19 protein-coding genes and 1 other RNA gene are annotated in these 16,122 nt (G+C 67.0%); 6 read left to right on the top strand and 14 right to left on the bottom strand.

The window, feature by feature from the left end:
* Positions 1–116: 116 nt before the first annotated feature.
* Positions 117–533 (top strand): Fur family transcriptional regulator, encoded by a 417-nt coding sequence (locus tag AC731_RS12070; protein WP_048706356.1) that lies wholly within the window; start codon positions 117–119, stop codon positions 531–533.
* 68 nt (positions 534–601) lie between these two features.
* Here the strand turns inward: AC731_RS12070 and AC731_RS12065 are convergent, their stop codons facing one another.
* The 11 genes from AC731_RS12065 to AC731_RS12015 all read right to left on the bottom strand — a co-directional run bounded on the left by AC731_RS12065 (position 602) and on the right by AC731_RS12015 (position 9,805).
* Positions 602–1,033: an ExbD/TolR family protein gene (locus tag AC731_RS12065; protein ID WP_048706353.1), complete on the bottom strand. Its 432-nt coding sequence runs from the start codon at positions 1,031–1,033 to the stop codon at positions 602–604.
* Positions 1,033–1,803, bottom strand: a complete 771-nt coding sequence (locus tag AC731_RS12060; protein ID WP_048706351.1) for a MotA/TolQ/ExbB proton channel family protein — start codon at positions 1,801–1,803, stop codon at positions 1,033–1,035. The genes AC731_RS12065 and AC731_RS12060 overlap by 1 nt, the downstream gene beginning before the upstream one ends.
* 3 nt (positions 1,804–1,806) lie before the next feature.
* Positions 1,807–2,661 carry an energy transducer TonB gene (locus tag AC731_RS12055; RefSeq protein ID WP_082794316.1) on the bottom strand — a complete coding sequence of 285 codons (855 nt, stop codon included), beginning with the start codon at positions 2,659–2,661 and terminating at the stop codon, positions 1,807–1,809.
* 42 nt (positions 2,662–2,703) lie between these two features.
* Positions 2,704–3,183 carry a bacterioferritin gene (bfr, locus tag AC731_RS12050; RefSeq protein WP_004263943.1) on the bottom strand — a complete coding sequence of 160 codons (480 nt, stop codon included), beginning with the start codon at positions 3,181–3,183 and terminating at the stop codon, positions 2,704–2,706.
* Positions 3,180–3,419 (bottom strand): (2Fe-2S)-binding protein, encoded by a 240-nt coding sequence (locus AC731_RS12045; RefSeq protein ID WP_048706349.1) that lies wholly within the window; start codon positions 3,417–3,419, stop codon positions 3,180–3,182. Before AC731_RS12045 ends, bfr begins: the two co-directional genes overlap by 4 nt.
* A gap of 44 nt (positions 3,420–3,463) precedes the next feature.
* Positions 3,464–3,673, bottom strand: coding sequence for a hemin uptake protein HemP (locus tag AC731_RS12040; RefSeq protein WP_048706347.1), 210 nt, complete (start codon positions 3,671–3,673; stop codon positions 3,464–3,466).
* Between the two features lie 82 nt (positions 3,674–3,755).
* Positions 3,756–4,163, bottom strand: coding sequence for a hypothetical protein (locus AC731_RS12035; protein WP_205626593.1), 408 nt, complete (start codon positions 4,161–4,163; stop codon positions 3,756–3,758).
* Between the two features lie 54 nt (positions 4,164–4,217).
* Positions 4,218–6,668, bottom strand: a complete 2,451-nt coding sequence (locus tag AC731_RS12030) for an EAL domain-containing protein (RefSeq protein WP_048706342.1) — start codon at positions 6,666–6,668, stop codon at positions 4,218–4,220.
* 74 nt (positions 6,669–6,742) lie between these two features.
* Positions 6,743–8,125 carry a malonyl-CoA decarboxylase gene (locus AC731_RS12025; protein ID WP_048706341.1) on the bottom strand — a complete coding sequence of 461 codons (1,383 nt, stop codon included), beginning with the start codon at positions 8,123–8,125 and terminating at the stop codon, positions 6,743–6,745.
* Positions 8,126–8,290: 165 nt separating this feature from the next.
* On the bottom strand, positions 8,291–9,073 hold the full coding sequence (gene lgt, locus AC731_RS12020) for a prolipoprotein diacylglyceryl transferase (RefSeq protein ID WP_048706339.1): 783 nt from the start codon (positions 9,071–9,073) through the stop codon (positions 8,291–8,293).
* A 42-nt stretch (positions 9,074–9,115) separates the two neighbouring features.
* Positions 9,116–9,805 (bottom strand): YceH family protein, encoded by a 690-nt coding sequence (locus AC731_RS12015; RefSeq protein WP_048706336.1) that lies wholly within the window; start codon positions 9,803–9,805, stop codon positions 9,116–9,118.
* A 99-nt stretch (positions 9,806–9,904) separates the two neighbouring features.
* On the opposite strand from AC731_RS12015, the gene ilvD reads away from it, so the two are divergent.
* From ilvD to AC731_RS11990, 5 genes are all read left to right on the top strand, one after another.
* The gene (gene ilvD, locus AC731_RS12010) at positions 9,905–11,755 is read left to right on the top strand and encodes a dihydroxy-acid dehydratase (protein ID WP_048706334.1); all 1,851 of its coding nucleotides are present in this window, start codon (positions 9,905–9,907) and stop codon (positions 11,753–11,755) included.
* Positions 11,756–11,791: 36 nt separating this feature from the next.
* Complete coding sequence (locus AC731_RS12005; protein ID WP_004263894.1) at positions 11,792–11,986, top strand: hypothetical protein; 195 nt, start codon at positions 11,792–11,794, stop codon at positions 11,984–11,986.
* Positions 11,987–11,997: 11 nt separating this feature from the next.
* Positions 11,998–12,294 (top strand): cell division protein ZapA, encoded by a 297-nt coding sequence (locus AC731_RS12000; RefSeq protein WP_004263892.1) that lies wholly within the window; start codon positions 11,998–12,000, stop codon positions 12,292–12,294.
* A gap of 24 nt (positions 12,295–12,318) precedes the next feature.
* Positions 12,319–12,501: non-coding RNA, 6S RNA (gene ssrS, locus AC731_RS11995), on the top strand.
* A 72-nt stretch (positions 12,502–12,573) separates the two neighbouring features.
* Positions 12,574–13,380, top strand: coding sequence for a sulfite exporter TauE/SafE family protein (locus AC731_RS11990; protein WP_004263888.1), 807 nt, complete (start codon positions 12,574–12,576; stop codon positions 13,378–13,380).
* Between the two features lie 34 nt (positions 13,381–13,414).
* On the opposite strand, the gene AC731_RS11985 is transcribed toward AC731_RS11990, so the two are convergent.
* The 3 genes from AC731_RS11985 to AC731_RS11975 are packed head-to-tail and all read right to left on the bottom strand — an operon-like array spanning position 13,415 to position 16,121.
* A complete protein-coding gene (locus AC731_RS11985; protein ID WP_048706331.1) occupies positions 13,415–14,350 on the bottom strand; it encodes a metal ABC transporter solute-binding protein, Zn/Mn family in 936 nt (311 codons plus the stop codon).
* Positions 14,351–14,385: 35 nt separating this feature from the next.
* Positions 14,386–15,252, bottom strand: coding sequence for a metal ABC transporter permease (locus tag AC731_RS11980; protein WP_048706330.1), 867 nt, complete (start codon positions 15,250–15,252; stop codon positions 14,386–14,388).
* A 44-nt stretch (positions 15,253–15,296) separates the two neighbouring features.
* Positions 15,297–16,121: a metal ABC transporter ATP-binding protein gene (locus tag AC731_RS11975; protein WP_048706328.1), complete on the bottom strand. Its 825-nt coding sequence runs from the start codon at positions 16,119–16,121 to the stop codon at positions 15,297–15,299.
* Position 16,122: the final 1 nt, after the last annotated feature.

The raw sequence follows: 16,122 nt of genomic DNA, 5'->3' as shown, positions 1-16,122 counted from the left end.
ACTCCCCGTGTGGAGGGCCGGTTTTTTTGCAGGGACGGGCTGGCAGGCGTAGACTCGACGCAGCTAGGTATTCGTTCCGAAGACAAGACAAGACCCGGGTGGGCCCAGAGAGAGACATGAATGTAGATGCCACCGAAGACGCGATTGCCTGCCTGCGCAGCGTCGGCGTCCCTGTCACCCATCAGCGCATCGAGATCGCGCGCGTCTTGTTCGCGCGTCCCGTGCATCTGTCGGCCGATCAGGTGCTCGAGCGGGTGCGTGTCAATGCGCCCGAGACCTCGCGCGCCACGGTTTACAACACGCTGCGCCTGTTCCGCGAGAAAAACTTGGTACGCGAACTGATCGTCGATCCGGACCGGGTCGTGTTCGATTCGAACACCGATCCGCATTACCACCTGTACGACGTCGATACCGGCGAAGTGCGCGATGTCGCGGCTGACGAGCTCACTGTCGTCGGCGTGCCGCGTCTGCCCGAGGGCGTCGAGCTCGAGCAGGTCGATGTGATCATCCGGGTGCGCGGCAAGCGCGGTTGATCGCGCTGCCGGATACAGAACGGCCGCCCAAGGGCGGCCGCGTTCCTTTCCTGTCTTCAGCCCGCGGTCTAGCGGGTGTTCGGCTCGCTGCTTGGCTGGGTGATGAAACCCATCTTCTCGATGCCCGCCTCGCGTGCCAGCGACATCACTTCGGCCAGCTTCTGATAGCGTGTCTCGCGATCGGCCCGCAGGTGCAGCTCCGGCTGCGGCGTCTGTTCGGCGGCGGCCTTCAGGCGGGCCGGCAGCGCCGCGTCATCGAGCGCGTCGTTGTTCCAGAACAGCTTGCCTTCGCCGTTGATCGACAGCGATACCGTCTCGGGCTTCTCCTGCGTGGGCTGGCTCGAGGCCTGCGGCAGGTCGATCTTGACCGAGTGCGTCAGCAGCGGCGCGGTGATCATGAACACGATCAGCAGCACCAGCATGACGTCGATCAGCGGCACCATGTTGATTTCGCTTTGCAGGGGACGGCTGTCGCCGTTGTTGAAACCGCCGAAGGCCATCATGCCGCTCCGTTTGCTGCTCCGTCGATCGGTGCCACCGCCCGCGCCGACGTACGCTCGTTGGCGGCCTGGAGGGCCACCGGGGCAATGCGGGCACCGGTCGAGAACCAGGCGTGCAGGTCGTGGGCGAACGCATCCAGTTCGGACAGCTCGACGCGGTTGGCGCGGGTGATGGCGTTGTAGGCCAGCACGGCAGGGATCGCGACGAAGAGGCCGAAGGCGGTCATGATCAGCGCTTCGCCGACCGGTCCGGCCACCTTGTCCAGCGTCGCCATGCCCGAGGCGCTGATGTTCACCAGCGCGTGATAGATGCCCCATACGGTGCCGAACAGGCCCACGAAGGGGGCCGTGGAGCCGATCGAGGCGAGCACGGTCATGCCCGATTCGAGACCCGCGGTCGACAAGGCGATCGACTTGCGCAGCGCGCGGGTGATCACCTCGTCCGCATCGAGCTTGCCGCCCAGCGTTTCGCTGGCGGTGTGGCGACGGATGTGCTGCGCGGCGGCGGCGCCCTGCTGGGCCAGTGCCTCGAACGGTGACTCGGGCGCCTGGGTGCTGAGGCGCTTCAGGCCGCTCTCCAGGTCTGGTGCGGCCCAGAAGGCCTCCACTGCACCTTCATGATGACGCGCCCGCAGCTGGCGCAGAGCGCGCGCCAGGATGAGGTACCAGCTCGTGACCGACATCAGCAGCAGCATCAGGGCCACGGCGCGGATGACGGCGTCGGATTGCGCCCACAGGTGAGCAAGGCCGAAGGCCTGCGTTGTTTCCATTGTTCAGTTCCCTTTGAGTTTGAAGACGATCGGCACCAGCACCCAGGCTTCGACGGCTGCTTCGCCCTGGCGTGCGGGGACGAAACGCCAGCGTGCGACGGCCTCTTCGGCCGCGCGGTCGAGACGCTCGGAGCCCGAGCTGGTGCGCAGCTCGATACGATTCGGTCGTCCATCGGGCGACACCAGCACGCGCAGCATGACCTGGCCTTCCTCGCGCAGACGGCGCGACAGCATGGGGTAGGCGGGCGCCGGATTGTTGAGGTAGGCCGCATCAAAGCGTGCCGCCGTGATCGGCGCAGCCGCGGTCGGCGCAGCGGCTACCGGCGGCGTGGGCTGAGCGGCGGGTGCCACGGCGGCAGGCTCTGCGGGCGCCGGCGGGCTCGGCTCGGGCGTGGGTGCTTCCTGCGTCAGGGCGGTCGGCGACTCCGTCACTTTCGGTAGCGGAGCGGGGTGGGGCTTGGGTTTGGGCGTCGGGGTCGGTTTGGGCGGTTGCGGCTTCGGCGGCTCGACTTTTTCGACCTTGGGGGGCGGTGGAGCGGGGGGCGGAGGCGTCTCCACCGGCGTGGGCGAAACAGGCTGTACCGCGGGTTCGGCCGGGATCAGCGCAAGGGTGATGCTCGTCAGCTCGGGCACCACGACCGGGCGGCTTGCCAGGTGAGCCAGAGTTGCGAGGCCGGCCAGATGGGCGAATACGACCAGGGTCGCCACGCCAGCGCGCTGGATGCGGTTGCCGCGCGCGAGTCGCAGCCCCGCGCCGGAACGCCGCACGGGGACACTGACGGTCTCGAGCCGGTACTTGTGCGGGTCGGGGGGCGGATAGAGTGGCAACGGCGGGAACGCGTGGGCAGCGGATGTCATCGGCAATTGAATGCGCGCCCCGTGGGGCGCGCATGGTCGGTGTCAGGAAGCGCTGGGCTCCATCTGCGACTGGAGGTAGTTCTGCAGGCCGACGCTGTCGATCAGACCCAGTTGGGTTTCGAGGTAGTCGATGTGCTCTTCGGTGTCTTCGAGGATGTGCTCGAAGAGTTCGCGCGAGACGTAGTCCTTACAGGACTCGCAGTAGGCGATCGCCTCGATCAGGTTGGCCCGGCCGCCGTGCTCGAGCTTGAGGTCGCCCTGCATGCACTCGGGCACGTTCTCGCCGATCAGCAGCTTGTCGAGGTTCTGCAGGTTGGGCAGGCCCTCGAGGAACAGCACCCGCTCGATCAGCATGTCGGCATGCTTCATCTCCTCGATCGACTCCTCGTACTCGTGCTTGCCGAGGCGGGTGAAACCCCAGTTCTTGTACATGCGTGCATGCAGGAAGTACTGGTTGATTGCGGTCAGTTCGATGGTGAGCTGTTTGTTGAGGAACTGGATGACCTTCTTGTCGCCTTTCATATCGCCTCCAGAGCGAGCGGGAACGTAGGCCGCGCGAACACGGGCTGTGTCGCGGCGGGCTCGCTGGTGTGCTCGGCAAGAGCAGCCCGAAGGCAGTCATGCGCGCACCTGGCGCAACGACCGCATTCGGCCGTCACGCCGAGATCGCGCCGCAGATGGCGCAGGGTCGTGGACCCGTCGCGCACGGCCGCGACGATGTGGCGTTCGGTGACGGCATTGCACACACAGACATACATAGTTTAAGCCTCGATGCTGGATTCTGCCCGGTCCTGCGGGCGCTTCACTTGGTCAGGATCAACTTGCCGGAGCGCGTTGCGCGGAGGACGTAACGTTCGCCTAGATGCTCGATCGTCACTGCCGTGCGCCCGGCGAGCAGCGCATCGCTCGATAGGGGCTGGCCCGCGACGCTCGGCTGCACGGTGCGTGATGCGGGGGCGCCGGCGTGAGCCGGTTCTGCGCTGGAAGCCAGGTCGGTCGGGGTTGGCGACATGATCTGATTACAAAAACAAGAACGATTCGCATTACAACATGGGCGCGAAAATGCGTCAATTGTTCTGTGGGCTTGGTGTTCGCTACTCGAGGCGGAGCAGGATGCGCAGGCTTGGGTCGGTCGAGAACGTGGCTGGCAGGTAACCGACGGTGCCCGGGTTTTCCAGCAGGAGGCGGCGGGCATCTTCAATGCTGGCGGATTCGCGCGGCGGCAAGGCGCGGCCGGTAAAGACCATGCGCGACCAGTAAGCCCGGATCTGGCTCGGGTTCTTCCCGGTCAGCAGGCGGTAGAAGCGATCGCGTACCGGGCCCGGTGGCAGGTCCAGCAGCAGCAGGGGGGAACCACCCGAAAGCGAGGATCGGCGGCCGAGGTAAAGCTGCTCCGCGTCCTCACGATTCAGCGTTTCCACGCTCGAATCGGCCGACGTGACGAGAATCACCTCCGCGTGTGCCGCGGATGCCAGCAGGACCGTCAGCGCTGCAAAGCGCACGGCCCAGATCCGGAGCGCAGCGCAGCGGGGTGAGGGGGGCATCGGCTGGATCCTTCAGTGCGCGGCTTGTCGCGACGGCAATTCGCCGCGCAGCCATTCATGCGCCGCGTCGCGGTCCATCGCGCGCGCGAAGTGATAGCCCTGGCCGAAGTCGCAGCCCAGCCCGAGGAGGACCTCGAGCTGCTGTTCGTTCTCGATGCATTCGGCGACAACGCTTATGCCAAGGTCGTGCGCGAGCTCGATGCTGCGGCGGACAATCGCGCGCAGCCGGAGGTCCTCGGTGATCGAGCGCACGAAGGAGCCGTCCAGCTTCACCTGATTGCAGGGCATCGTGTGCAGGTAGCTCAGTGTCGAGTAGCCTGTGCCGAAGTCATCGATGAGGATCTCGATGCCGGCTGCGCGCAGATCGCGCAGCGTCTTCATCGCCGGTCCGGCAGGATGCGCGAGCAGGCTTTCGGTGACCTCGAAGCGGATCTGGTCGTGCGCGACGCCATGGCGGTCGATGACCGCGAGCAGTTCGGTGGTCAGCATCGGGCGAGCCAGCTGACGCGCCGACAGGTTGACGCTGATGCGTGCGGGCGGGATGCCTGGTGCGGTATCGCGCCAGCGGCGCAGGTCGGCACAGGTGATGCGAAGCACTTCCATGCCGAGGTCGTGGATCAGGTCCAGCGTCTCGGCCAGCGGGATGAACTCGGACGGTGACAGCAGGCCATGGGTGGGGTGCGGCCAGCGCACCAGTGCTTCGAAGCTCGACGTGCGGCGTGTGGTCAGCGATACGATGGGTTGGTAATGCACCGCCAGTCCGCCATGGGCGAGCGCCCAGCGCAGGTCGGACTCCAGTTGCAGGGCCCGAACGGCCTGTGCGTGCATCGATGCATGGAAGAATTCGATTGGCGCCGATTCGCTCTGCCGGGCCTTGTGCAAGGCGTTGTCGGCGTCGCGCAGCAGCGCCTGGGCATCTTCCTCGTCCTCGCTCAGCGCGATGCCGATGCGGCAGCGGGGATGGAGGACGCGGTCGGCGCTGCGCACGACGAAGGCCGGCAGCGCGATCAGCGACTCGCCGATCCGCAGCGCTTCGGCCGAGTTCTGCAGGCCGTTGAGCAGCACGGCGAACTGGTCGCCTCCGACGCGGGCGACAACGTCGCCTTCGCGCATCATCGAGGTGATGTGGTTCGCCACGCGCCGAAGCAGATCGTCGCCGATGGCATGGCCGTAGCTGTCGTTGACGAGGCTGAAGCGCTCGACGTTGATGGCCAGCACCGCCAGCTGAAAGCCTTCGTCACGGCGCCGCTGCGCCAGCGCACGGTTGACGTGCTCGATGAAGAGCGCCCGGTTCGGCAGGCCGGTGAGCCCGTCGTGCAGCGCGTCATGGATCAGCTGCTGCTCGGCGCGCTTGCGTTGGTCGATGTCACTGATGGAGCCCGCCATCCGGCCGACGCGCGCCTTGCCGTTCGGGCGCGCGACGCCGCGTGTGAGCACCCAGCGGTAGTCGCCGGCTGGCTGGCGTACCCGGTGCTCCATCATGAACTGACTGCTCTCGCCCTTGAGGTGGGCGATCATCCGTTCGCGATACGGCGTGACATCGTCCGGGTGGATGTATTCGAGAAAGGCCTCGGGTACGTTCGGCAGGGTGCCGGGTGCCAGGCCGAGGATCTCGCAGAAGCGGTCCGAGTAATAGGCGGTACCGGCCGGGATGTCCCAGTCCCACAGGCCGTCGTTGGCGCCGCGCATGGCCAGCGCATGTCGCTCCTCGCTGGCCTTCAGGCGTGCGGCACTCTCCTGCAGTTCGGCAACGCGCCGCTGCAGGGTCGAGGCCATGATGTTGAAGTGGCGGGCGATGACTGCCAGTTCGTCGTCGCCTCGTGCCGGGACGCGATGATCGAGGTGTCCGTCGGCGATCGCCCGGCTGCCGGCCAGGAGCCGTCCCAGGTTACGCGTCAGCAAGTAGCCGACGGTCGACAGCAGCAGGAAGGTCAGCGCGATCTCGACCAGGGCGATCACCAGACCCTGTTCGGTAATGGCACGTCGAGCGGCGGCAAGCGTTTCCACCGATACGCCGAACTGCATGAATCCCACCTCGTTCCGTGGCAGCAGCAGTGGGTGGCGCACGTGCACCAGGGTGTCGCCGCGCAGGCGCGAGAAGAATCCGCCGCCCATCTCGGTTGGCGCAGGCAGTTGCGCCATGTCGGGCAGTCCGGCGCTGACGAGCGGCGTCTGATCCGGTGCGACGATGCGCACATAGACCAGGCCTTCCGTGCTGCCTTCCAGCAGTTCGCCGAGAACGTCCTCCAGCGCCTCGTAGCGTTGCTGCTCGCCATAGGCCGTCGCCATGGCATGCAGCATGCTGGCGTTCTGGCTGATGGTCGTGTCGAGGCTGGCCGATGCGGCGTCGTTCATCAGGCGCACGCTGTTGGCCAGCAGCAGGCTCAGCAGCACGACCTGCACGGTCGTGCTGGCGAGCAGCAGGCGGACCCGGATCGAGGCGCGGTGAAAGGGCAGGCGCATGCGAGAGTCCTCAGCGCGCAGGGCGTCGGCGTGAAGGGAGCAGGCGCGAACCGGTCATGGGCTTGGGCGCGGCGTCAGCGTCGCGCTTGCCGTTTGACGGCGGCCGATGCGTCGATCCGGCCCTCGCTGGCAAAGGCCTCGAGGTTCGTCTCGATGCGGTCTGGGTCGTAGAGGTAATTGACCATGATGCCCCACGATTGCCCGAGCCCCTTCGCAGAGGTGTCGGCGAGCCAGTTGAGCCGTTCCACGCGGGCGCCGTTGCCGAGGTGGAAGCGGGCGACCGCATCCACCGGCTTGCCGTCACGGTTGGCATGCACGAGGTAGCGCGCCGCCAGCTTGAGCAGCGGGTCGCGCAAGGCGCGCGCGAGCGCTTCGTCCTCGGTCCATTCCGGGGTGGCCTCGAGAATGCGGGCCAGGCGCGGGGAATCCGCGTCCTCGATGCCGGCCGCAGCCAGGCGCTTCCAGTCCGATGGCGTGATCGCCGCGGCGAGCTCCTGCGGATTCCTCTGCGCCCAGCGCACGAGTCCGGGAATCGGCGACAGCGTGGCGAAGGTCTTGAGGCGCGGGAAGTCGCGCTGCAGGTCCTCGACGACGCGCTTGAGCAGGAAGTTGCCGAAGGACACGCCGCGCAGGCCCGTCTGCGTGGCGCTGATGGAATAGAAGATGGCGGTCGTGGCCTTGCTCGCATCGGTGAGCGGCGCTTCGATATCGAGCAGGCGCTGCACGTCGTCGGCGAGGTCTTCGAGCAGCGCGACCTGCACGAAGATCAGCGGCTCGAGCGGCATGCGCGGATGGAAGAAGGCGTAGCAGCGGCGGTCGGAGTCGAGCCGGTTCTTGAGGTCGTCCCACGAACGGATCTCGTGCACCGCCTCGTATTCGACGAGCTTCTCGAGCAGCGCGGCGGGCGAGCTCCAGGTGATGCGCTGCAATTCCAGGAAGCCGACGTCGAACCACGCCGACAGGCGGGCTTCCAGTTCGCGGTCCAGCGGCTTGAGCTGCGGATCGTCGGCGACGAAGCGCAACAGGTCGGCGCGCAGGTCGACCAGGAACTTGACGCCCTGCGGGATGGCATTGAATTGAGTGAGGATGCGCAGCCGGCGCGACCGCATCGCTGCCCGCAGCTGGGCTTCGGCGTCCCACTGGTCGCGCGTGCCGACGGCGGCCTGGTAGGCCTTGTGGGCCGCATTGACACGTGCCGGGTCGGGGCCGAACTCGAGCGCGATCATCTTCAGCACGGCGCGGCGGCCCGCCTCGTCAAGGCGGAGATAGGTCTCGGCGAGTCGGGCGGCGCGCTGTCGCGTCGAGATCTCGCCCCCCCTTCCTTCCGCGCACTCCTGCAGCTGGCCGCGGATGCGCTCGAGGTCGCGCGTGCTCGGCTCGACATCGCGCCGTGCCTGCCCGCCGACCAGCTGACGCATCTTCGAAAGGCTTCTCGAAACCAGTCCTGCGGCAGTCATGTGTTCCCCCTCATACGTCATGCCCGTTCCCACGGATCATAACGCGGGGCGGCCGTCTTGGGCCCGAAATGGGCAGGAATTGAAGGAAATGGCAGGATCTTTTTGCACGTGCCGATACCGTCGGCGCGCGCGCCTGCGATTCGACTGATGGCCTGCCGGTCCGGTTCAGCGGCGGCTGCGCAACAGCAGGCCTGCACCGATGATGATCATGGGCACGCACAGCCATTGCGCAGTGGATAGACCCAGCGCAAGCGTGCCGAAGATACCGGGGTCGGGCGTACGGAAGAACTCCGCGGCAAAGCGCAGACTGCCATAGCCGATCAGGAAGACGGCCGACACGGCGCGAAGCGGACGTGGGCTGGCCGAGTACCACCACAGGATCGCGAACAGCAGCAGGCCTTCGCCCATCGCCTGGTAGAGCTGCGACGGATGGCGGGGCAGGGCGTCGACCCACGGAAAGATCATCGACCAAGGCAGGTCGGTCGCCACCGGGCGCCCCCACAACTCGCCGTTGATGAAGTTGCCGATGCGACCGGCCGCCAGGCCGGTCGGTACCAGTGGCGCGATGAAGTCGGTGACCTGCCAGAAGCCCTTGCCGTGACGCCGCCCGTAGAGCCACATCGCCGCCAGCACGCCGAGGAAGCCGCCGTGGAAGCTCATGCCGCCCTTCCAGATCGCGAGGACCTCGCCCGGGTGCTGCAGGTAATAGCCTGGCTGGAAGAACAGCACTTCGCCCAGGCGCCCGCCAATGATCACGCCCAGCACGCCATACATCAGCAGGTCGTCGATCATCTGCGCATTCCAGCCCAGTTCAGGGCGGCGGCGTGCGTGAAGGCGGCCGAGCACGACGAAGAGCACGAAGGCGATCAGGTACATGAGCCCGTACCAGCGTACCGAAAGCGGGCCGATGGAGAGGGCGATGGGGTCGAACTGCGGGTGGGTCAGCATGGGCGTGAGGAAGCGGGGCCGGGAAGCGAGGTTTCGCGGCGGTCAGTCGAACTGCTGGCGGAAGGTGTCGAACTCGCGTCGCAGGGCGTCGAAATCTTCCCGGAGACGGCGGATCTCGTCCTCGAGTTCCGCAATGCGGCCGCGGCCACCCGGCGTGCCGCCGCCGGCCTGAAGACTGTCGGCCATCTCCTCGACGGCGGCCTGGCCGCCCAGCAGATGCACGTGGCGCGTCTCCTTGGTGCCGGGCGCGCGCGGCAGGGCAGCGGCCAGCGGCGGGTATTTCTCCGCCAGATGCTCGAGCACCGCATCCACCGCGGCGATGTCGTCGAAACGGTGGAGGCGCTCGCAGCGCTGGCGCAGTTCGCCGGCAGTCTGCGCGCCGCGCAGCATCAGCATGGCCAGCACGGCCTGCTCGGCGGGCGGCAGCGAATGGCGCAGGCGCACAAGGTGTTCGTACTTGGCGACGCGCGCGCTGGGCTGGTCGCGCTTGGCGACGAGGCGGCGGCCGATCAGGCTGTCGATTGCGGACTGGACCTCGGATTCCGACAGGCTCATCACCGGTTCGCGCGCGGTCAGCTGGTTGCAGCCGGTGACGATGGCGTTGACCGACATCGGGTAGGCGTCGGGGGTGATGAAGGATTTCTCGATCAGCACGCCGAGCACGCGGATCTCGGCCGCGTCCAGATCGAAGCCCGGTTCGCTGGCAGTGTCGGTGACGGGGGTGTCCTGCATGACGGCTCCTGGCGAAAGTCGAGAGCCACGGATGATACGCATGCTTCGTCGCCCGCGTTAGAATCACACGCTTTCCCGCAGCTTTTCCGGAGCGTCGTCATGCCCCAATATCGTTCCCGCACTTCCACCGCCGGCCGCAACATGGCAGGTGCCCGCGCACTCTGGCGCGCCACGGGCATGAAGGACGAAGACTTCAGCAAACCGATCATCGCGATCGCCAACAGCTTCACCCAGTTCGTGCCCGGCCACGTGCACCTGAAGGATCTCGGTCAGCTCGTCGCGCGCGAGATCGAGGCCGCAGGCGGTGTCGCCAAGGAGTTCAACACCATCGCGGTCGATGACGGTATCGCCATGGGTCACGGCGGCATGCTGTATTCGCTGCCCTCGCGCGAGCTCATCGCCGATAGCGTCGAGTACATGTGCAATGCCCACACCGCCGATGCGCTGGTGTGCATCTCGAACTGCGACAAGATCACCCCGGGCATGCTGATGGCCGCGCTGCGCCTCAACATCCCGGCGATCTTCGTCTCGGGCGGGCCGATGGAGGCGGGCAAGGTCAAGTGGGAGGCCAAGGTCATCTCGCTCGACCTGGTCGATGCGATGGTGAAGGCCGCGGACAAGAACTGTTCGGACGAGGAAGTGGACGCGGTCGAGCGTTCCGCCTGCCCGACCTGCGGCTCGTGCTCGGGCATGTTCACCGCCAACTCGATGAACTGCCTCACCGAGGCGCTGGGTCTGTCGCTGCCGGGCAACGGCACCACGCTGGCGACCCATGCCGACCGCGAGCAGCTGTTCAAGGAGGCGGGCCGCCGCATCGTCGACCTCGCCCGTCGCTACTACGAGAAGGATGACGAATCGGCTCTGCCGCGTTCGATCGCCAGCTTCGCAGCCTTCGAGAACGCGATGAGCCTGGACGTGGCCATGGGCGGCTCGACCAACACCGTGCTGCACCTGCTGGCGGCGGCGCGCGAGGCCGGCGTGGACTTCACGATGAAGGACATCGACCGCATCAGCCGTCGCGTGCCCTGCCTGTGCAAGGTTGCGCCGGCCGTGGCCGACGTGCATATCGAGGACGTGCATCGTGCCGGCGGCATCATGGCCATCCTCGGCGAACTCGACCGCGCCGGCCTGCTCAACCGCGATGTGCCGACCGTCCACAGCAAGACGATGGCGGACGCCTTGTCGCGCTGGGACATCATGCAGGCGCACGACACCTCGGTGTTCACCCTCTACCGTGCCGCCCCCGGTGGCGTGCCGACGCAGGTCGCGTTCTCTCAGGACCGGCGCTGGAACGAGCTCGACATGGATCGCTCGCAGGGCATCATCCGCGACAAGGCGCACGCCTTCAGCCAGGACGGCGGCCTTGCCGTGCTGTACGGCAACATCGCCGAGAAGGGCTGCATCGTGAAGACCGCCGGGGTGGATGAATCCATCTGGAAGTTCACCGGCAAGGCGCGGGTGTACGAGAGCCAGGAAGACGCGGTTGAGGGCATCCTCGGCGAGCAGGTGCAGGCAGGCGACGTGGTGGTGATCCGCTACGAAGGTCCGAAGGGCGGCCCCGGCATGCAGGAGATGCTGTACCCGACCTCCTACCTGAAGAGCCGTGGCCTGGGCGCACAGTGCGCGCTGCTGACCGACGGTCGCTTCTCGGGCGGCACCTCCGGCCTGTCGATCGGCCACGCCTCGCCCGAGGCGGCCTGCGGTGGCGCGATTGCGCTGGTCGAGGATGGCGACACCATCGAGATCGACATCCCGAACCGTCGCATCCACCTCGCCGTCTCCGACGCCGAACTCGCTGCGCGACGCGCGGCAATGGAGGCGAAGGGCAGCGCGGCGTGGAAGCCCGCCAACCGCCAGCGTGTCGTCTCGGCCGCACTGCAGGCCTACGCGGCGCTGACGACCTCGGCCGACACCGGCGCGGTGCGCGACGTCACCCAGGTCCAGCGCTGATTGACCGGCCGCGATCCCCTGTCTACGATCGGCGCCATGGATAGCGAACTCGCCCAGCTCGAAGCCCAGCTCGAGCAACTCATCAGCCTGCACGACCGGGTCAAGGCCGAGAACATCGGCCTGCACGGCCGCGTTACCCAGCTCGACGCGGAGAATCGCCAGCTTGCTGCCAAGCTCAAGCGGGCCATCGAGCGCCTCGAAGCCCTGCTCGACAAACTGCCGGAGGCCTGAAGAACGTGTCGATGGATCATCTGGACGTGATGTTGCTCGGGAAGGAATATCGCGTTTCCTGCACCCCCGAGACAAGGGACGCGCTGCTGGCAACCGTGGCTTATCTTGATGACAAGTTCCGCGAACTTGGCGCCAAGTCGAACGCATCCGGCGAGAAGCTGGCAGTCATGACGGCCCTCAACATCGCCCATGAGTTCTTGCAGCACCAGCGTGGCAACGGGTTTGACATACCGGGCGTGAAGCGTAGAATCGGACTCATGAAAGCACGCCTCGACGGGGTGCTGGCCCAGCAGGAAAAACTCTTCTGAGGGTGCCTATAGGCAATACCGATCAATCCCCTGCAGTGTTCGTCGAAGTCGTAGATTCCTTGAACCAATAGTCGAGAGACACGGTTGCTGACCATCGATGCCGCTGGTGTGAACGCCCCCTGCGGGTGATCCTGAAGCGGAAGGGATGCGACCTCCCTGAACCCATGGTTCAGGATGCCCGGCGGAGACGGCACAGGCGGGGGGCCAAACAAAAAAGGCGCAGCCATCGGGTTGCGCCTTTTTCGTCTACGGCACCTGATGCATAACGGACTGATTCGCATGACTTTCGATATCTGGTGGCTGACCTACCCCGTGCTGGGGGCTGTTGTCGGCTTCTTCGCCGGCCTGCTTGGCGTCGGCGGCGGCGGCATCATGGTTCCGATGCTGACCACCTTGTTCCTGGCGCAGGGCTTCCCGCTCGAGCAGGTCGTCCATATGGCGCTCGGCACCTCGATGGCGGCCATCGTGCTGACCTCGGTGTCTAGCCTGCGGGCGCACCATGCCCATGGCGCCGTGCGCTGGGACGTGGTGCGGCAGATCACGCCGGGCATCCTGGTCGGCACCTTCGGCGCGACCTTCATCGCCTCGCGGGTCGATACGGCGGCGCTGGCGATCTTCTTCGCCGTGTTCATGGCCTACGTGTCGATCCAGATGCTGCTCAACATCAAGCCCAAGCCCAGTCGTGACCTGCCCGGCAAGGCGGGCATGACGGTCGCCGGACTGGGCATCGGCGGCGTGTCGGCGCTGGTTGCGATCGGTGGCGGCTCGCTGTCGGTGCCCTTCATGACCTGGTGCAACGTCAAGGTGCAGAACGCGATTGGCACCTCGGCGGCCATCGGCCTGCCGATCGCCATTGCCGGCACGGTCGGCTATCTGGTCAATGGCTGGAACGCGCCGGGCACGCCGCCGCTCACGCTCGGCTATGTCTATGTGCCGGCATTGGTGCTGATGGCGCTGGTGAGCATGTGGGCGGCACCGATTGGTGCGTCGCTCGCACACCGCTTGCCCGTTGCCACGTTGAAGAAGATCTTTGCCGGCCTGCTCATGGCGCTGTGCGCAAAGATGCTGCACAGCGTGTTCGGCTGAGGCGCGCCGGGCCCGGCGCCCGGCCGCTGCCGGCTTACTCGGCGACGAGCACGTCGTGAAGTGTCCTGAAGTTCGAGCGCATCATCGACAGGTAGTCGGGCGCAGGGCCGGCTGACGCGGAAAGGGCGTCGGAATACAGCGTGCCGCCCACGCGGGTGCCGCTTTCGGCGCGAATGCGCTCGATCAGGCGCGGATCTGCGACGTTCTCGATGAAGACCGCCGGGATCTTCTCCTTCTTCAGTTGCCCGATCAGGCGCGCGACACCCTTGGCGGTCGGCTCGGCATTGTTCGACACGCCGACCGGCGACAGGAAGCGGATGCCGTAGGCCTCGCCGAAGTAGGCGAAGGCGTCATGGGAGCTCACGACCTTGCGGCGCTCGGCCGGCAGCGCGGCGAAGGCGCTGCGGATTTCGGCGTCGAGGGCCTTCAGTTCGCCGTCATAGCGTTCGGCGTTGTGCCGGTAGGTTTCCGCGTTGGCCGGATCGGCCGCGACCAGCGCTGCCGTGATGTTGGCCACGTACTGCTGCGCATTTCCGACGTCCTGCCAGGCGTGCGGGTCGGCTGCATGCCCATGCTTGTGGTCGTGCGCGTGGTCGTGTCCGTGGCCGTCCATCTCGAGCGTCTTCACGCCCTTGCTGGCGACCACCACGTCGCCCTTGTAGCCGCCCGAGCGCGCCAGCCGCGTCATCCAGTCGTCAAAGCCAAGGCCGTTGACCACCACGAGCGCCGAGGCGCCGATGTCGCGCGCGTCCGACGGGCGCGGCTGGAAGGCGTGAGCGTCTTCGTCGGGGCCGACCAGGGTGCGCACCCTGACCTTGTCGCCGCCAACCTGACGGACCAGGTCGCCGAGGATGCTGAAGCTGGCCGTGACCTCGAGCGGTGGCGTCTGGGCCAGCGCGGCCGAACTCGAAAGGGCGAACAGGGCGCAGAGGCCGGCGAGCTGGCGCTGCATAAGACGGGTGTTCTTCATGGGACTGTTTCCGTGAGACAGGGGAGGCGGGGCAATCAGGACTTGAGGTGATGACGGACGGGCAGTCGCCCGACCAGCAGTCCGCCGGGCGCGGCGAGCAGGGAGAAGAAATAGACCACGCCGCACACCAGCACGATGGCCGGCCCGGCAGGCACGTCGGCATGGAAGGAGAGCAGCAGGCCGGCCACGCCGCTGCCGAAGGCGAACAGCACCGCCAGCGTGAGCAACATCGGCAGCCCCTTCGCCCAGAGGCGTGCGGCGGCCGAGGGCAGGATCATGATGCCCACCGCCATCAGCGTGCCGAGCGCATGGAAGCCACTGACCAGATTGAGCACCACGAGCATCAGGAAGCCGTAGTGCGCCACCGGCGACCAGCGGCTGACGCCGCGCAGGAAGGCCGGATCGAAGCACTCCATGACCAGCGGCCGGAACAGCAGCGCCAGACAGAACAGGGTGACGCTGGCGATCGAGGCGATCAGCAGCAGCGAGCCGTCGTCCAGCGCGAGCACCGAGCCGAACAGCACGTGCAGCAGGTCGAGGTTGCGCCCGCGCAGCGACACGATCATCACCCCGGCTGCCAGCGACAGCAGGTAGAAGGCGGCGAGGCTCGCGTCTTCCTTCAGCACCGAGGCTCGCGTCACCAGGCCTGCGGCCAGCACCACGACGAGGCCGGCGACGATGCCGCCGATCGTCATCGCACCGAGCGACAGGCCGAACGCGAGATAGCCGAGCGCCGCGCCGGGCAGGATGGCGTGGCTCATCGCATCGCCCATCAGGCTCATGCGGCGCAGCAGCAGGAACACGCCGACGGGCGTGGCGCCGAGTGCGAGCGCCAGGCAGCCGGCCAGCGCGCGGCGCATGAAGGCGAAATCGGTGAAGGGGGAGATCAGGAATTCGGTCACGTTGCGGGCAACTCGGGTGGACGGCGGTGTGAGGCGAGGCGGGCTCAGTGCCGGTGAGGCGTGCCGGCAGGGGCGTGATGCGCGTGAGCGGTGGCGGCCAAGGAAGGTGTGTCTTCCGGCAGCTCGATGTGGCACTCGGGTGCGTCTTCGTCGAAGGCCTCGGACAGGCGGCGCGCGCGCGCCAGCATCTCGGGGGTGAGAACCTGGGGCGTCGGGCCGAAAGCCACCGGTTCGCGCGACAGCAGCAGGCTGGTGGGGAAATGGCGGCGCACCTGCTCGAGGTCGTGTACCACGGTGAGCACGGTGCGCCCCTCGCGATGCCAGGCGACGATGAGCTGCACGAGGTCGTCCACCGTGCGGCTGTCGATGGCGGCGAAGGGCTCGTCGAGCAGGATCAAGGGCGCGTCCTGCAGGATCAGGCGGGCGAAGCGCGCGCGCTGCAACTGTCCGCCGGACAGCGAGCCGATCGGGCGCGACTCGAAGCCCGACAGACCCACCGCGGCCAGCGCGTCGCGTACCTGCTGGCGTTGTGTGCGGGACAGGCTGCCGAAAGCGCCGATCTCGCGCCACAAGCCCATCGCGACGACGTCGAACACCGATACCGGAAAGCTGTGGTCGATCTCGCCGCGCTGCGGCAGATAGGCCAGCGCGCCGGGTGGCAGCGTCGGCATCAGGATGCGGCCGCCGATCGGACGCAACTCGCCGGCCAATCCCTTGAGCAGGGTCGACTTGCCGGCGCCGTTCGGACCGATGACGGCCACCAGGGCACCCGCGGGAATGTCGCCGCTCAGGTGGTGGACCGCAGGATGGCGGTCATAGCCCAGCGTGAGGTTCTCGATGCGGATCAGCGGCGGAGGAACGGGATGCATG

The organism is Thauera humireducens (assembly GCF_001051995.2).
GTDB classification, from domain to species: Bacteria; Pseudomonadota; Gammaproteobacteria; order Burkholderiales; family Rhodocyclaceae; genus Thauera; species Thauera humireducens.
The sequence above is the reverse complement of the archived record's forward strand: the minus strand, read 5'-3'. Positions and strand labels throughout refer to the sequence as shown.

What these genes read in the sequence shown, in the direction of transcription:
- AC731_RS11975 (WP_048706328.1), bottom strand. Translation starts at nt 16,121, where the DNA reads ATGCATCCCGTTCCTCCGCCGCTGATCCGCATCGAGAACCTCACGCTG.
- AC731_RS12055 (WP_082794316.1), bottom strand. Translation starts at nt 2,661, where the DNA reads ATGACATCCGCTGCCCACGCGTTCCCGCCGTTGCCACTCTATCCGCCC.
- AC731_RS12065 (WP_048706353.1), bottom strand. Translation starts at nt 1,033, where the DNA reads ATGGCCTTCGGCGGTTTCAACAACGGCGACAGCCGTCCCCTGCAAAGC.
- AC731_RS12040 (WP_048706347.1), bottom strand. Translation starts at nt 3,673, where the DNA reads ATGTCGCCAACCCCGACCGACCTGGCTTCCAGCGCAGAACCGGCTCAC.
- AC731_RS12000 (WP_004263892.1), top strand. Translation starts at nt 11,998, where the DNA reads ATGGATCATCTGGACGTGATGTTGCTCGGGAAGGAATATCGCGTTTCC.
- AC731_RS12015 (WP_048706336.1), bottom strand. Translation starts at nt 9,805, where the DNA reads ATGCAGGACACCCCCGTCACCGACACTGCCAGCGAACCGGGCTTCGAT.
- AC731_RS12025 (WP_048706341.1), bottom strand. Translation starts at nt 8,125, where the DNA reads ATGACTGCCGCAGGACTGGTTTCGAGAAGCCTTTCGAAGATGCGTCAG.
- ilvD (WP_048706334.1), top strand. Translation starts at nt 9,905, where the DNA reads ATGCCCCAATATCGTTCCCGCACTTCCACCGCCGGCCGCAACATGGCA.
- AC731_RS12060 (WP_048706351.1), bottom strand. Translation starts at nt 1,803, where the DNA reads ATGGAAACAACGCAGGCCTTCGGCCTTGCTCACCTGTGGGCGCAATCC.
- AC731_RS11990 (WP_004263888.1), top strand. Translation starts at nt 12,574, where the DNA reads ATGACTTTCGATATCTGGTGGCTGACCTACCCCGTGCTGGGGGCTGTT.
- AC731_RS11985 (WP_048706331.1), bottom strand. Translation starts at nt 14,350, where the DNA reads ATGAAGAACACCCGTCTTATGCAGCGCCAGCTCGCCGGCCTCTGCGCC.
- AC731_RS12005 (WP_004263894.1), top strand. Translation starts at nt 11,792, where the DNA reads ATGGATAGCGAACTCGCCCAGCTCGAAGCCCAGCTCGAGCAACTCATC.
- lgt (WP_048706339.1), bottom strand. Translation starts at nt 9,073, where the DNA reads ATGCTGACCCACCCGCAGTTCGACCCCATCGCCCTCTCCATCGGCCCG.
- bfr (WP_004263943.1), bottom strand. Translation starts at nt 3,183, where the DNA reads ATGAAAGGCGACAAGAAGGTCATCCAGTTCCTCAACAAACAGCTCACC.
- AC731_RS12045 (WP_048706349.1), bottom strand. Translation starts at nt 3,419, where the DNA reads ATGTATGTCTGTGTGTGCAATGCCGTCACCGAACGCCACATCGTCGCG.
- AC731_RS12030 (WP_048706342.1), bottom strand. Translation starts at nt 6,668, where the DNA reads ATGCGCCTGCCCTTTCACCGCGCCTCGATCCGGGTCCGCCTGCTGCTC.
- AC731_RS12070 (WP_048706356.1), top strand. Translation starts at nt 117, where the DNA reads ATGAATGTAGATGCCACCGAAGACGCGATTGCCTGCCTGCGCAGCGTC.